The organism is Sulfitobacter sediminivivens (genome assembly GCF_042611115.2).
GTDB lineage: Bacteria > Pseudomonadota > Alphaproteobacteria > Rhodobacterales > Rhodobacteraceae > Sulfitobacter > Sulfitobacter sediminivivens.
Genome location: NZ_JBHGAR020000001.1, coordinates 468,138 through 483,452 on the forward strand (window position 1 = coordinate 468,138; position 15,315 = coordinate 483,452).

15 protein-coding genes are annotated in these 15,315 nt (G+C 55.6%); 3 read left to right on the forward strand and 12 right to left on the reverse strand.

Annotated elements, in window-relative coordinates:
* Positions 1-7 precede the first annotated feature (7 nt).
* Positions 8-655, forward strand: coding sequence for a pseudouridine synthase (locus ACEWL3_RS02230; RefSeq protein WP_386177403.1), 648 nt, complete (start codon positions 8-10; stop codon positions 653-655).
* Here ACEWL3_RS02230 and ACEWL3_RS02235 read toward each other — a convergent pair.
* Positions 652-1,497, reverse strand: coding sequence for an alpha-1,2-fucosyltransferase (locus ACEWL3_RS02235; protein WP_386177404.1), 846 nt, complete (start codon positions 1,495-1,497; stop codon positions 652-654). The two genes, ACEWL3_RS02230 and ACEWL3_RS02235, sit on opposite strands and share 4 nt — an antisense overlap.
* 81 nt (positions 1,498-1,578) lie before the next feature.
* On the opposite strand from ACEWL3_RS02235, the gene ACEWL3_RS02240 reads away from it, so the two are divergent.
* Positions 1,579-2,244: an FkbM family methyltransferase gene (locus ACEWL3_RS02240; protein WP_386177405.1), complete on the forward strand. Its 666-nt coding sequence runs from the start codon at positions 1,579-1,581 to the stop codon at positions 2,242-2,244.
* Positions 2,245-2,336: 92 nt separating this feature from the next.
* Here ACEWL3_RS02240 and ACEWL3_RS02245 read toward each other — a convergent pair whose 3' ends face one another.
* Positions 2,337-3,764, reverse strand: coding sequence for an aldehyde dehydrogenase family protein (locus ACEWL3_RS02245; protein ID WP_386177406.1), 1,428 nt, complete (start codon positions 3,762-3,764; stop codon positions 2,337-2,339).
* A gap of 163 nt (positions 3,765-3,927) precedes the next feature.
* On the opposite strand from ACEWL3_RS02245, the gene ACEWL3_RS02250 reads away from it, so the two are divergent.
* Positions 3,928-4,581, forward strand: coding sequence for a peroxiredoxin (locus ACEWL3_RS02250; RefSeq protein WP_386177407.1), 654 nt, complete (start codon positions 3,928-3,930; stop codon positions 4,579-4,581).
* A gap of 2 nt (positions 4,582-4,583) precedes the next feature.
* Here the strand turns inward: ACEWL3_RS02250 and ACEWL3_RS02255 are convergent, their stop codons facing one another.
* The 10 genes from ACEWL3_RS02255 to ACEWL3_RS02300 all read right to left on the reverse strand — a co-directional run bounded on the left by ACEWL3_RS02255 (position 4,584) and on the right by ACEWL3_RS02300 (position 15,244).
* Positions 4,584-5,300 (reverse strand): glycosyltransferase family 25 protein, encoded by a 717-nt coding sequence (locus ACEWL3_RS02255; protein WP_435000485.1) that lies wholly within the window; start codon positions 5,298-5,300, stop codon positions 4,584-4,586.
* 51 nt (positions 5,301-5,351) lie between these two features.
* Entirely contained in the window at positions 5,352-6,155 is an 804-nt protein-coding gene (locus tag ACEWL3_RS02260) for an ABC transporter substrate-binding protein (protein ID WP_386177409.1), read from the reverse strand.
* Positions 6,156-6,352: 197 nt separating this feature from the next.
* Positions 6,353-6,913: a L,D-transpeptidase gene (locus ACEWL3_RS02265; RefSeq protein WP_386177410.1), complete on the reverse strand. Its 561-nt coding sequence runs from the start codon at positions 6,911-6,913 to the stop codon at positions 6,353-6,355.
* 164 nt (positions 6,914-7,077) lie between these two features.
* On the reverse strand, positions 7,078-9,213 hold the full coding sequence (gene pnp / locus ACEWL3_RS02270; RefSeq protein ID WP_386177411.1) for a polyribonucleotide nucleotidyltransferase: 2,136 nt from the start codon (positions 9,211-9,213) through the stop codon (positions 7,078-7,080).
* Positions 9,214-9,572: 359 nt separating this feature from the next.
* The gene (locus ACEWL3_RS02275; RefSeq protein WP_386177412.1) at positions 9,573-10,364 is read right to left on the reverse strand and encodes a phosphodiesterase; all 792 of its coding nucleotides are present in this window, start codon (positions 10,362-10,364) and stop codon (positions 9,573-9,575) included.
* Positions 10,361-11,170: a carbohydrate ABC transporter permease gene (locus ACEWL3_RS02280; protein ID WP_386177413.1), complete on the reverse strand. Its 810-nt coding sequence runs from the start codon at positions 11,168-11,170 to the stop codon at positions 10,361-10,363. Before ACEWL3_RS02280 ends, ACEWL3_RS02275 begins: the two co-directional genes overlap by 4 nt.
* Positions 11,167-12,060 carry a carbohydrate ABC transporter permease gene (locus ACEWL3_RS02285; protein ID WP_386177414.1) on the reverse strand — a complete coding sequence of 298 codons (894 nt, stop codon included), beginning with the start codon at positions 12,058-12,060 and terminating at the stop codon, positions 11,167-11,169. Before ACEWL3_RS02285 ends, ACEWL3_RS02280 begins: the two co-directional genes overlap by 4 nt.
* Before the next feature lie 69 nt (positions 12,061-12,129).
* Positions 12,130-13,398, reverse strand: a complete 1,269-nt coding sequence (locus ACEWL3_RS02290; protein ID WP_386177415.1) for an ABC transporter substrate-binding protein — start codon at positions 13,396-13,398, stop codon at positions 12,130-12,132.
* A gap of 47 nt (positions 13,399-13,445) precedes the next feature.
* Positions 13,446-14,468, reverse strand: a complete 1,023-nt coding sequence (locus tag ACEWL3_RS02295) for an ABC transporter ATP-binding protein (protein WP_386177416.1) — start codon at positions 14,466-14,468, stop codon at positions 13,446-13,448.
* The gene (locus ACEWL3_RS02300; RefSeq protein ID WP_386177417.1) at positions 14,465-15,244 is read right to left on the reverse strand and encodes a DeoR/GlpR family DNA-binding transcription regulator; all 780 of its coding nucleotides are present in this window, start codon (positions 15,242-15,244) and stop codon (positions 14,465-14,467) included. The genes ACEWL3_RS02295 and ACEWL3_RS02300 overlap by 4 nt, the downstream gene beginning before the upstream one ends.
* Between the last annotated feature and the right edge of the window lie 71 nt (positions 15,245-15,315).

Consider the following 15,315-nt stretch of genomic DNA (forward strand, 5'->3'; position numbering starts at 1 on the left):
GGGCAGCATGGAAACAGAATACACGCCCCCTGATGGGCCGCTGGTGGTCTTGCACGAAGACGCCGAAGTATTGTTGGTCGATAAACCTGCCGGATTGCTCAGCGTGCCGGGCAAAGGACCACATTTGGCAGACTGCCTGCTGACACGCATTCAGGCGGCGTTTCCGGACGCACTGCTGGTGCACCGTCTGGACCGCGATACCTCTGGCGTGATGATTTTTGCGCTGACACCCTACGCCCAGCGACACCTTGGTTTGCAGTTTGAAAAACGAATGACACGCAAAACCTATGTCGCACGCGTATGGGGTGTGCCTGTCGAAAAAACGGGCTTGATTGATCTGCCGTTGATAGTGGATTGGCCAAACCGGCCATTGCAAATGGTGTGCCATGAAACCGGAAAATCCGCACAAACAGAATGGCGGGTGCTGAAAGACCAGGGTGATACCGCACGCGTGCGGCTTACGCCCAAAACGGGCCGCAGCCATCAACTGCGCGTTCATATGCTGGCGCTGGGGTATCCGATTTTGGGTGATCCGTTTTACGCAACAGGCCCGGCGCGGGATTTCCCGCGCCTGATGCTACACTCAGAGGAATTGCGCTTTAACCATCCGCAAGGTGGCCATTCGACAAAGATACGCGCAAAAGCTCCATTCTAACTGGCGATGGCGATCCATTCGCTGGGCAGGATATCCGGGTTGCGCTGATGATCATTGGCGAACCACCGCGCAGGCGCAGCAACGCGTTTTTTGGCGTTACTGTTTAGCCAGGCAGACCACCACGAGAACGTCGAATTGGCAATCACGTTATGCTGACAAAGGGACATAAGCCGCATGTCCTCATGTGCTGTTTCGCGCCCGTTCAGATCGACCACGACCTTTTCAAACGGCACATCCAGATTATCGCGCGCCCATGTCGGATCGTCGGAAAAGACGAAGACTTTAGGGTCCTTTGGCAACTCATGGGCCACTGCCCTCAGCGCTGCCGTATAATAGCCTTGATCACACACAGCGCTCGCCCCCAGCGCAACATAATCGCCGCGGCGCACATGTAGCGCGACCGACGGCCCCGCTTTGATCTGATCAGCCATCGCGGCATTTTCGGGTGACATGGGTGGGGTCATGACAAACACCTCACGCAGATGTTCTTCGATAGATGCAAAGTATTTGTCACTTTGCCAGTAGCCATGAAGGTAACTTTCATCTTCCCAACCCTTGATCGCCGGATCATAGCCCAAGGATTTCTCCCTGCGAAGGTACGGTTTGCGGCCCAGAAATCGCCAGGCCATATAGGCCAGCGGATGTTTGTCCTGGTCTGGCGGCAGATTGTCAGGTGTGACCACGGGCAGATCAAACACCGACGTCAGGTTCCCTTGCCCCTTGGCCATCGCGCGACGTGGATCAAGGGCAACCGGCACATCCAATCGGGCGGCAAGATCAGCCGCGGCGGCATATTGAAACATCTGATTACCAAGAAAGCCGTGCAATCGGGTATAGATCATCTGACAGGGTGCCTTTTGGGTTTGCTCAACACCTTGTAGGATATAGATGACAATCTTCGCCAGATGAAAAGGTAACCCACCATGAGTGTCAAAAGCGAACTGCACAAAGTGTGGAAACGCATCAGCGATCCCGAATTTCGCGCCATGAAACGCCAGATGGCTTCATTTCGGGCAGCACATGGTCGGGGCACGCCCGAGCGGTATTCAGACCTTAAGCCGGGCGATGTGGTTTTGGATGTGGGCGGTTATCACGGGGACAGGGCGCAAAGAATGACCGACCTTTATGGTGTTACGGTCCGTGCATTCGAGCCGCATCCAAGGTTCATCACCCACATGCAGAACCGGTTTGCCGGCAGGGATGATGTGCAAGTTCACGGGTATGCCATGGGTGCCGAAGCTGGAAAACTTGATCTGTCAGATGATGAAAATGCATCATCGGCATTGGTCACCTCAGGACCAACGGTCAGTGGTGACATCCGCCCGGTCGAGGACGTGTTCAAGGAACTTGGTCTGGGCGGGATTGCCGTGGTCAAAATGAATATTGAAGGGGGCGAATATGATCTGCTGCCCGCATTGATCGAGACAGGACATATTGAACAGATTGACAGGTTGACGGTGCAGTTTCATCGGTACTCGGAGAACCAGATCGGCCAACGCGATGAAATTCGCAACGGTCATTCCAAAACCCACGAATGTGTTTGGGAATATCCGTTCATTTGGGAAGAATGGGTGCGCAAAGCGGGCTAGGACCGGTTGAACGTTGATCCCATTCGGTTGATCTCATGGACAAAAAGGGCCGCCAAAAGGCAGCCCCAATTGCATCGCTTCTCTGAGGTTGGTTATTCCGCCGCCCAGCCAGATACCGCTTTAACTTCGAGAAATTCCTCAAGTCCGTAAACGCCGCCCTCGCGACCATTGCCCGATTGCTTATACCCCCCAAATGGCGAGCCTTGGGCAAAGCCCGATCCATTGGTTTCCACCATGCCCGACCGCAGGCGGCGCGCCACGCGGCGGCGTTTTTCGGTGTCTTCGGTCTGGATGTAGTTGGTCAGGCCGTAGGGCGTGTCATTGGCAATCGCGATAGCCTCTTCTTCGCTCTCAAACGGGATGATTGACAACACCGGGCCAAACACCTCTTCGCGCGCGATGGTCATCTGGTTGTTCACATCAGCAAAGACCGTTGGCTTGACGTAATAGCCACGGTTCAACCCATCCGGACGGCCCAGACCACCAGCGACCAAACGCGCCTCGGACATACCCACTTCGATCAAACCCTGGATCTTGTTGTATTGCGCTTCTGAAACCACCGGACCAATGTGCTGGCCTTCCTCAGATGCGGGGCCGACACGGGTGTTCTTGGCGACATCAGCCGCCATTTCAACGGCTGCATCGTACCGCGATTTGTGCACAAGCATCCGAGTCGGGGCGTTGCACGACTGGCCAGAGTTGCGGAAACAGCGGATTGCGCCGGATTTCGCCGCTTTGGGGTGCGCATCTTCAAAGATGATGTTGGCACCTTTGCCTCCGAGCTCAAGCGAAACGCGCTTGAGGCTATCCGCCGCCGCCTTGGAAATCGCAATGCCGGCACGGGTTGAGCCGGTAAAGCTGACCATGTCAACCTCGGGATGCACAGACAACTGGCTGCCCACGCCGGGACCATCGCCGTTCACCAGATTGAACACGCCGGGGGGAAAGCCTGCTTCGTGCACGAATTCTGCAAACAGCAGACCCGACAAGGGGGCAATTTCGGATGGCTTCAGAACAACGGTACACCCTGTGGCCATTGCCGGGATCGCCTTGAGAATAATCTGGTTCATCGGCCAGTTCCAAGGCGTGATGAGGGCACAAACACCGATCGGCTCAAGCAATGTCTTTTCAGTTGCAGTGAAATCCCGATCAAATGAGAAGTCCTTGAACGCGTTCAGGAAACCGTCAATATGCCAGCTCCCTGCGCCGACCTGTTGGTTGCGGCTCAGATCAATCGGGGCACCCATTTCCATGGACATCGCCTGTGCCATTTCTTCCTGACGGGCATCATAGATCTTAGCCAGTTTTTCAATGAGCTTGGTGCGTTCTTCTTTTGAAGTCTGTGACCAGCTGTCAAATGCCGCGCGTGCCGCACCAACGGCGGCGTCGGTATCGGCCTGACCGCCAAGGGAAATGACGGCACATTGTTCTTCGGTCGATGGGTCGATCACGGCGTAGTCGTTTGGTTCTGCGGGGGCGACCCATTGGCCGTTGACATAGAAATCACGTTTTTCGAGCATTGAAGTACTCCTTTATTCACTTGCGCGACCGGGGCGATTGCCTCGGTTAAATCTGCGTAACATTGTCACTGGGCAGATGTGGCCGCAAGAGAGGGGATGCAAGTGCGGCAAATAAATACTACATCATAGAGACAATATTCTGAATCATACCCTGGAGGACATCATGGGCTTGCGCATCAACGACACCATTCCTGATCTGACTGTTGAAACGGACCAAGGCTCCATTTCGCTGCATGATTTCGTCGGCGACAGCTGGGCGATACTTTTCTCGCACCCCAAAGATTTTACCCCCGTTTGCACCACCGAATTTGGCGCTGTTGCCCAATTGGCCGACGAATGGGCCAAGCGCGGAACAAAGGTGATCGGTGTTTCCGTGGACGGTGTTGAGGACCACAAAAAATGGAAAGCCGATATTGAGAAGGTGGCGGGAGCCAAAGCGGGATTTCCGATCATCGCCGACACGGGGCTTGAGGTGTCAAAGGCATTCGACATGTTACCGGCAGAAGCCTATCTGCCCGATGGCCGCACGCCCGCGGACAGTGCCACGGTTCGGTCTGTATTCATCATTGGACCAGACAAACAGCTAAAGCTTAGCATGACCTATCCGATGACTGTGGGCCGCAATTTTGCCGAGGTGCTGCGCGCGCTTGACGGGTTGCAGATGTCAATTGGCAAAGGTGTCGCCACACCGGCGAACTGGAATGTGGGTGAGGATGTGATTATTCCCCCATCCGTATCGAATGAGGACGCAAAAGTAAAATTTGGTGAGTTCAAGACAGTTCTGCCTTACCTGCGGACCACAGCCGCGCCAAAATAAGTTTACGCTCTTTGAGGTCTCTGTCTGACCTTTGCGCGATAGCACGCGCGTCTGATTTCCCGCATCAGTTTGGTACTGGTGCGGGTTTTCTTTTGGATGGTTGAGCCGCCGGTCTCTGCGGTGAGTTCACGCACGCCATTTGGCAGGATTGTAAGGATCGTCTGACCTGTTGCCCAATGCAATTGCAGAAAGGCGTCGACCGGTCGGTCCAGCGTTTCGGACGCCGCCAGCAAGCGCTGCGCGGCACCACGCCCGACCACCTGACAAACAGTCTGAAGCCCGATGACACGCGGTACAAACAGGGACGCACTCCCCTGCGTTTCAATTGTTGATGCAGCTGTTTCACGGTTTTTTGCGGGAACACGGATAAAGCTGTCCTCGGCGGCGTGCCGTTCAATCAATTTCAAGACATCAAACCAAATAGCCGGATCAATACTTAAATCGTCCTCAGCAATCAGAGCAAATGGTGCGTTGCCATCTGCGATCATCTGCCAGCATTTACGGTGGCTCAGAAAACACCCAACCTCGCCGGGGCCAAGGGTGAAAGGGTAGGCAGGATCAAGATGGGTGCCGGGCATGACCTGCACACCTTCCACTTGACCATGATCTCGGCCATCAACCGCTTCAACCAGACTTGCGTCGGGCAACGCTGACAACAATCGATGCGCATTTTCGCGGCGCGCAATGCTTGAAGACATATGAATAATCAGCGATTTCATAGCGTTTGTTAGCGTCAATTCGCAGCCGGTCATAGACCAAATCTGCTACGGCTACTCTGGCTTGGCGTTAAATGTGAAGAGCTGCTGATTGTTCAATTCGTACCCGTTTATCAATTCTTGCGCACGATCTGCGACCAACCATTGTTCCAGCCGACGGGCGGCATCGGCATTCACATGCGGGTGTCGCGCAGGGCTGATCGGAATATAGGCGTATTGGTTAAAGAGCGTCGGATCGCCCGCATAAAGCAGTGCAAGGTCGCGTTTGTTCGCAAAACTCAACCAACTTGCCCGATCCGACACAATGTAGGCACCCAAAGCCGCCGCGGTGTTCAGGCTTGCACCCATGCCGGACCCAACGGGCTTGTACCAATCGGCAAAACTTGTGGGGTCAAGCTCTGCCGCAGCCCAGAGCGACAGTTCTTTTTTGTGGGTGCCGCTGTCATCCCCACGGCTGACAAATGGCGATTGCAGGGCTGCAATACGCCGCAGCGCATCGTTCGCGGATGGCGCAGTTCCAATCGCGGCAGGATCATCCATGCGCCCGATGAATACAAAATCATTGTACATGAGTTCGCGCCGGTGTGTCCCGAAACCCGCCTCGACAAAGGCTTCCTCGGCGTTTTTTGAATGGACTAGAATTGCATCCACATCCCCCGCTTCGCCAAGCCGAAGGGCTTGACCTGTGCCGACAACTAAAAGCTGCACATCAATCCCGGTATCGCGCTTGATTTCGGGCAGCAGGACATCAGACAAACCGGAATTTTTAAAAGATGTCGTCACCGCCAGTTTGATCGTTTCGGCGTGCAGGATACTGGCAGTTAATACGAGCAAAGCTGCAAGAACCATACGGACCATTCGACGATATCTCCCTTGAACAAAGCACCTAGCGAGCGGATCTGAGGATATTGAAACACTCGGTTGCGGGACTGAACTTACCGATTTCGAATGTCCCTATCCACCATCCGTGCAGTGACTTTTGGCCTACTCCCTCAGGAACTGCCACAAAAAACCGATACCTTATACCTAAGGCCCATAATTCTGATCTGTCGGATCTAGTGCAGCACAACGCGCGCACCGTTCGGCACCCGCTGAGCAAGGTCAATGACATGCGCATTGATCATCCGCACACAGCCGTTTGAAACCGCCAGGCCGACGTTTTGCGGACGCGGAGTGCCGTGGATGCGCAGGTAAGTGTCACGGCTGCCCGAATAAAGATAGAGCGCGCGTGCGCCCAACGGATTATTGCCACCCCCCGCCATACCGCCTGCGTGTTTGGCGTAGAGGTGCGGTTCGCGCCGGATCATGTTCTTGGTTGGCGTCCAGCTTGGCCATTCGGCTTTGCGCCCAACCCGGAATGTGCCTGAAGCATAGCGGCCAGCTTTGCCAATACCGACGGGGTATCGGATAGCCTCGCCGCCTTCCAGCGTCCAATAAAGTGCGAATTGGCCCGGATCGACATGGATTTCGCCGGGGCGGAACCCGTCCCTGATCTTTACAATCTTGGCCTGATGATGCTTGGGAATTTCATAGGCTTCGGTCGCGGCAAACGCAGGGCCAGCCAAAAAGGCGGCAGCACCTGTGGTCAGAATGTTGCGACGGTTAAAAAGTGTCATTGAAATTCCCCTCTTTCAAATCGTGTTGGCGGCAGACTATCCCGTTACAAATAGCGGCGCAAATCGTAGAGCGGCGCAGGCCCCCGTATATATCCCAACGCAAAAAGGCCCCGATGTTTCCATCAGGGCCGTCTTTTTCTGCTCTTAGAGGTCGGGCTTAGAAATTACTCCTCAGCCGTTTCCTCTTTCTTCACTTCTTCGCCAGTTTCCTGATCAACAACTTTCATCGACAGGCGCACCTTGCCGCGATCGTCAAAACCAAGCAGTTTGACTTTCACTTCCTGGCCTTCCTTCAGAACATCTGAAGGGTGGTTCAGGCGACGGTTTTCGATCTGTGACACATGGACCAGACCGTCGCGCTTGCCAAAGAAGTTCACGAATGCACCGAAATCGACAATCTTAACAACCGTCCCGGTGTACACTTTGCCTTCTTCTGGCTCTGCGACGATGGAATGGATCATGTCGTAGGCCTTCTTGATCGCGTCGCCGTTCGGGCTTGCGATCTTGATGATGCCTTCGTCATTGATATCGACTTTTGCACCGGACACTTCGACGATCTCACGGATCACTTTACCGCCAGACCCGATCACTTCACGAATCTTGTCGGTTGGGATCTGCATGGTTTCGATGCGTGGCGCGTGCTCAGAGAATTCGGCAGCACCAGAGATCGCTTTGTTCATTTCACCAAGGATATGGATGCGGCCTTCTTTGGCTTGCGCCAAGGCTTTTTCCATAATCTCTGGCGTGATGCCCGCGATCTTGATGTCCATCTGCAAGGAGGTGATCCCGGCTTCTGTACCCGCAACTTTGAAGTCCATGTCGCCAAGGTGGTCTTCGTCACCCAGGATATCGGACAGGATCGCGTATGATCCGTCTTCTTCAAGGATCAGACCCATGGCCACACCAGCAACAGCGGCTTTCAACGGTACACCAGCGTCCATCATGGACAGGGAGCCACCACAAACAGACGCCATCGAAGATGAACCGTTTGATTCAGTGATCTCAGACACAACGCGGATCGTGTAAGGGAAATCAGTCGCCGCAGGCAACACGGCTTGCAACGCGCGCCATGCCAGTTTGCCGTGACCAATTTCGCGACGGCCTGGAGGGCCCACGCGACCCACTTCGCCAACCGAATAGGGAGGGAAGTTATAGTGCAGCAAAAAGTTCGATTTGAAGTTGCCATGCAGCGCGTCGATGAACTGTTCATCATCCCCGGTGCCCAGCGTGGTTACAACAAGACCTTGGGTTTCGCCGCGTGTGAACAAGGCTGAACCGTGGGTCCGTGGCAAGATGCCGGTCTGGGATACGATATCACGGATTTCATCCGTTTTACGGCCATCAATCCGCTTGCCCGTCTTCACAACGTCACCGCGCAGGATAGACGCCTCAAGACCTTTCATCGCGGAACCCAGATTGGCGTCTGCCAATTGTTCTTCGCTCAATGCGGCTTTGATTGTCTCGCGCGCGGCAGCGACCGCTGTAGTGCGCTCTTGCTTGTCAGCAATTGCAAAGGCGGCGCGCATGTCTTTTTCACCAGCTTTTTTGACAGCTGCCGACAGGTCGGAATAGTCAACGGGTTGGAAATCAAACGGCTCTTTCGCGGCGTCTTCGGCCAGATCAATGATCAGGTCGATCACCGGCTGGATCTGCTCATGCGCGAATTTCACCGCGCCAAGCATTTCTTCTTCGGTCAGCTCATACGCTTCGGATTCCACCATCATCACGGCGTCTTTGGTGCCGGCAACAACCAGATCAAGACGCTGATCTGGGTTCAGGCGCAGGTCCTGCATGTCGTCAATCTCAGGGTTCAGGATGTATTCGCCATCCGAGAAGCCAACGCGGCATGCCGCAATCGGGCCCATGAACGGCGCGCCAGAAATGGTCAAGGCGGCAGAGGCGGCGATCATCGCAACCATATCCGGGTCGTTAACCAGATCGTGTGACAACACTGTACACATCACCAGAACTTCGTTTTTGAAGCCGGGGACGAACAGCGGGCGGATCGGGCGGTCAATCAGACGGCTTGTCAGCGTCTCTTTTTCAGTCGGGCGCGCCTCGCGCTTGAAGAAACCACCGGGGATTTTACCGGCAGCATAATATTTTTCGTTGTAGTGAACGGTCAGCGGGAAAAAGTCCTGTCCGGGCTTTTGCTGACGTGCGAACGTCACGTTCGCCATGACGCTGGTTTCGCCCAGCGTGGCAATCACAGAACCGTCTGCCTGACGGGCCACTTTGCCGGTTTCCAGTGTCAGCGTTTCTTCGCCCCACTGGATTGATTTTGTCGTTACATTAAACATCTACGTTTCCTGTTTCGGCCCTGTTTGGGCCATTTGCATAGGGGCCGAATTGCCCCTGACCTCGGTATCTTCTTTTAACAGGGGCTGAGGTCCGGGCACCTGCTTTCAGATTGCGGGGGCATACAGTGTTTTCGAGGGGATGGGAAGGGTGGGGATGCGAAGCGCCTCGGCGGTTACGATCCCTGTTCGATGCGGTGGGCAGAGACGCAAATTCTGAGCGCTTTTGGCGATCTGTATTGCGTCGGTATTGTGTCGGTTTCTTTCGCCCAGCAGCGCAGAGACAAAGGCGACGTTCGCGCTGCTGCAGCGCCACTGAACAGCGCGCCTTATGGAGGGCGGATTTCTGTCAATGGGAAGACTTAGAAGGGGAACGGTCCGGCCCCCGCAACCGGCCCGATACGCACGGATTGAAAGCCCGCGTTCCACCGGTGAAGCACGCATCCATCTTCGAGCGTCATGAAACCCACAGGTGCATCGCCACGCACATCATAGGCGAATGTGCTGCAAGGTGCCGGCGCTGAGACCGCGATGTGACCTCCGAGATCCATCACCATCATACTGTGAATATGGCCGCAAACGATCCGCAACGGGCCTTTATGATCAGCCACTATCGCCTGAAAAGCGTCGCGATTTGTCAGCCCGATGTCATCCATGAACTTTATCCCCGATGGGAAAGGCGGGTGGTGCAGCGCGATAAGGGTTGGCGCGGTCTTTGACTTTGCCAATGTTGCCTTGAGAAATAACAGGGACTGGGCCGAAAGGACACCTTTGCCCGACCCTTCTGAAAGGGTATCAAGGCCGATCACCGTCATATCATCGATCTGCGTGTCCCAATCCAACGGACCTTGCGCGGGCAACTGGTCGGCAAAGGCCGCGCGCATTGGTTCGCGCGCATCGTGATTGCCGGGGATGACCAGCAGCGGCAAGTTCAACCGCGCCATCAACGTCTTGAACCGGCCGTAACTTGTCGGGCTGCCATCATCGCTTAGATCGCCACTGACCAGTACGGCATCAATCGGTCCGATCTCGTCGCGGATCGTTTGAATACGGGTGATCAGTCGCGCCAAAGCCTCTGCCGTATCCAACCGTCCGGACACCAGTGCGCCTTCGGGTACGATATGCGTGTCCGAGATTTGCAGGATCGTGGTCATTTGATCCCCGCGCGCAGGAACGCTTGTACGAACTGGCGTTGGAAGATCAGGAAAGCAATCAGTAGCGGTGCGACCGACATCAGGGTCGCGGCAGAAATCACACTGATATCCACACCGTTTTCCGGCGCACCAAAGATCGAAAGGCCGACTGTCAGGGGCCGTGTGTCAGGCGAATTTGTCACAATCAGCGGCCAGAGGAAGTTGTTCCAATGGGTTGAGACCGACACCAGAGCATAGGCCAAATAGGTGGGTTTGGCCAAAGGCACATAAACCCGCCAGAGAATGCCCAAAAGCCCGCAGCCTTCGATCCTTGCGGCTTCGTGGAGTTCAATGGGAACGCCCTTGAATGCCTGCCGCATGAGGAAAATGCCAAACGCGCTGGCCATATAGGGCATGCCAACGCCGAGAATTGTGTCAAACAACCCAAGGCGGGAAACCATCGCGTAGTTTTCCACGATCAGCACTTCGGGCAGGATGAACAACTGCATCAGCACCAGTATGAACACATAGTCCTTCCCCGGAAACTGCAACTGCGCAAAGGCAAAGCCTGCAAGCGTGGTCAGGATGAACTGACCGATCAGGATCACCGTGACCAGCATGAAGGTGTTCATGAAATACTTGAGCCAAGGCGCGCCGTCCCAGGCGACGCGGAAATTGTCCATTGTCCAGGGCGCGAACAAGTTCAGGTTAACGGCGTCGGAGGTCGAGTGGGTCGCGGCCCAGAAGGCAAACAGCAGCGGTGCAATCCAAATGATTGCCAAAAGGATCGCGCCAAAGCTGTCCATGAATTTTGTAAGGCTCTTCATTGGTAATGCGTCCTTTTATCAAGGTAGAGGAACTGCACCGCGGCCACGACCCCAAGCACGGCAATCACAAGGATCGTCATGGCGGCGGCGTGGGGCGCATCAAAGAAGGCAAAGGCCATTTCCCAGATGTAGTAAAGGATCAGCTTGGACGCATCCGAAGGCCCGCCCTTGGTCAAAATGAACAGATGATCAATCAGCTTGACCGAGTTGATCATCGCGTTGACGGCGATGAACAACGTGGTGGGCATCAACAGCGGCAGCACGATCCGGCGGGTATAGGTCCAGCGGCTGGTCCCTTCAATATCGGCGGCTTCCTTAAGGTCTACGGGAATTGTCTGCAATGCGGCGAGGTAGAAGATCATAAAGAACCCCGCCTCTTTCCAGATTGTCACAATGATGATCGCCCAAAGCGCTGTTTCGGGCTGGCCCAGCCAGTTGACCGAAGGCAGGCCAAAAAGGCTGCCGATTTGGTCCAGCACGCCCAATCCGGGGGTGTAAAAGAACAGCCAAAGGTTGGCTGCGGCAATCATCGGCAGCACCGTGGGCGTGAAATAGGCGGTCCGCACAAATCCGCGCGCAGATATCTTGGAATTGGCCCAAAGCGCCATTGCCAAAGCGATGCCGATGGAAACGGGGATCGTGACGCCCGCGTAGAGCAGATTGTTTTTGACCACGAGCCAAAAGGTCGGATCAGCGAACAGGTCCGCATAATTTTCGGTGCCGATGAATTCTGTCGGATTGCGGCGTGTGCCGCGGGAAAACATGCTCGACCAGAGGGTCGCGATCGACGGATAAAACGCAAAGACCGTCAGCAACACCGCGGCGGGTGACAGCAACAGCCAGCCGTAGATGGCCTGTCTACGGCGTTCAAGGTTGGCATGGGCGGACATGGGCGCGTCTCCGGGTATGGGGGAGGTGGCGGGGCCGATGCACGGGATGCATCGGCCCCGCCGGGAAAGTTACTGGTATGCAGCCAGCAGGCGCTTTGCGGCTTCTTGCGCTTCGCCCAAGGCATCCGCAGGGGCCTTTGCCCCGGTCAGCGCAGACTGAATGGCGTTGTTCAGGCCATCACGCACGCGCGCTGTCTCGAATGTCGAGAATTCAGCAACTGCGTTTTCCAACTGATTGCGGGCAACCAGTGCCGGCGGAAATTCACCTGTATATGCTTTCAGAGCTTCAGTCTCGTAGGCGGCTGGTGACACGCCCATGTAGCCGGTCGCGATAGACCATGCAGCAGCCTGCGCCGGGGATGTCATGAACTGCATCAACTTGAGCGCTGCGGCGCGTTCTTCATCAGTTGTGTTCTTGAACAGATAGAAGTTGCCGCCTCCCGTGGGTGACCCTTTGCGTACATTGCCGGGCAGTTCCGCCACACCAAAGTCAAAGCTTGCGCCGTTCTTGACCGCAGTCAGGTTGCCCGTGGAATGCCACATCATCGCCGTTTGCCCTTCGAGGAACGCCTGACGCAATGTGCCCCATTCAACAGTGCCTGTAGGCATGATGCCGTGTTCAGCCGACAATGATTTCCAGAACTCAAGCGTTTCGACCACGGCGGGATCGTCAAAGTACGTCGTCAGACCGTCGTTCGACATCAGCTCTTTGCCGTTCTGGATCGCGAGCGCCTGAAACATCCAATAGGGATAGCCGGTTGAGGGGATCATCAGCCCGTAGGTATCGCCCTGCGTCAGCGCCTTGCCCATTGATACCATTTCATCCCACGTGGTTGGCGGTGCTTCGGGGTCGAGACCTGCAGCGCGAAACATATCCTTGTTGTAATAGGCCACGATGGTCGAACGCTGAAACGGAATGCCCCATGTCTGACCTTCGATCAGGCTGTTGGCCATCAACGCCGGATAAAAGCTGCCAAGCCATTCCTTATCTGCATCCGTGGTTGCAACCTCGTCGAATGGCACAATCAATTCCTGTTCGATCAGGTCATAGGCATCAATGGAAAACATGACAGCAAGCTGTGCCGCCTCACCCGAGGCAAGGGCAGAAAGCGCGCGCACGCGTGTGTCGTCATAGTTGCCTGAATAGATCGCGGTGACGTTGATATCGGGGTTTTCAGCCTCGAAATCCGCGACAATGCCGTCCACCACCTCTGTAAGCGCGCCCCCGACTGCGATGGGGTAATACATTGTCAGCTCGGTTTCGGCGCTGACTGGGGCAGCAAGGCCAGCCGCCATTGCAGTGGCCAATCCCAATCCCGTTTTTGAAAATAGTTTCATGTCTTTCTCCCTTGTTTTGATCTTTGTCTTTATGGCGCGATAAGGTGCTACCGTGCCGCCATCCGTTGTCCTGACCCGTCAAAGACGTGCAGGTTGTCGTCTTGAAACGTAATGTCGATCTCTTCGCCCTCAGCCATCAGCGACAGCCCGGACCTCAACACGCAGAGACCTTCGGTATGCGCATGGTCCAGCCCAATCAGTGTTTCCGACCCCAGGAATTCGCTCTCGGTGACGATACAGCTCAGGCGACCTTCACCCTTTGGGACGATCTGGATGTTCTCGGCCCTGATGCCGATGGTCTGATCCGCACCGAAACCGTCCAGTGCGGCAGCCCCGATCAACGCCATTGGGGGGGCACCGACAAATTCGGCCACGAAAGTGTTGTTGGGCTTGTTATACAGATCCTCAGGCGCGCCGACCTGTTGGATATGACCGTCTTTCATCAATACGACGGTATCGGCCATGCTCATCGCTTCGGTCTGGTCGTGGGTCACGTAGACGACCGTGATGCCCAGATCGCGCTGCAGTTTCTTGATGTCTTTGCGCACCGAATTACGCAGCTTTGCATCGAGGTTTGACAGGGGTTCATCCATCAGGCACAGGCGCTGACCGGCCACAATCGCACGGGCAAGTGCGACGCGCTGACGCTGACCGCCGGACAGCTCACCCGGCTTACGATCCTCGTAGCCCAGCAGGCCCGTGATCTCTAAGGCGCGGTGCAGCTTTTGTTGCCGTTCTGCCTTGGGCACACGCCGCACTTTCAGGCCAAACACGACGTTTTCGGCAACCGACAAATGCGGAAACAGAGCGTAGGACTGAAACACCATCGACAGGTTCCTGTCGGACGCCGCACTGGTGGTGACATCCTTGCCGTCGATCAGGATGCGCCCTTCATCCGGCAATTCCAATCCTGCCAGCAGGCGCAGCGTCGTCGATTTACCACAACCCGACGGCCCGAGCAGCGCGGTAAAGCTGCCTTCGGGGATATCCAGCGTGATGCCTTCGACGCCAAGCTGGCCATTCCAGCGTTTCGCTACGTCCTTGAGCACCACAAATGGGGATGTTGTCATGTCGCTTCTCCTTCGGCCACCAGCAGCCTGTCGTTTACTTTGTCGAGCAGCGGCGCAAAGGTTTCGCCCGGCCGCCGGTCAATGATGATCGTGTCAATATCGGCTATGTTGTCACCAAGGGCCGGCGCTTGCCGCCCGAACTTCGACCAGTCGACCACGAGAATGGATTTTTGCGCATTTGCACGAATTTTTTGTGTCGCGCGGACTTCATTTGTGTGAAATTCCAAAAGGCCACCGTCACTGGCAACACCGGCCGCGCCAAAAACAGCAAACCCGGCCCGGAAACGCCCGAAAAAATCCAGAACTTCGTTCCCCAGTATGTCGCGATCTGGCAGACGCAGTTCACCGCCCGGCAGGATGATTCGGTTGGATACCTCTTCGCTCAACGCCATCGCAGCGCTGAGGTTATTGGTAATGATCGTCAGACCTTTGTGGCCGCGCAGCGCCTGCGCCACGCTCAGCGGGGTGGACCCGATCGAGATAAATACCGTTGATCCGTCGGGGATCAAGGCCGCCGCTGCCTGTCCGATGGCGCGTTTACCCAAAAGGTTGGTGCCCGCGCGTTGATCGAACGGGGTGTTCAAAAACTGTTCACTTAACTCAATGCGGCCATGAACCCGGTGCAACATGTCGCCTTCGCACAATGCATCCACGTCGCGCCTGATGGTTTGCATCGAAACATCGAAACGTTCTGCAAGCGAGCCGACAGTCACAGCGCCCTGCTCTTGAACAAGAGACGTGATTGCTTCTCGCCGACTGCGCTTTTTCGACGACATTCTGCCCCCCCCAAATCCCAACCCTGACTTTACGCTAGGTCATTAAAAGCAACAAAACAACAAAAAAGATG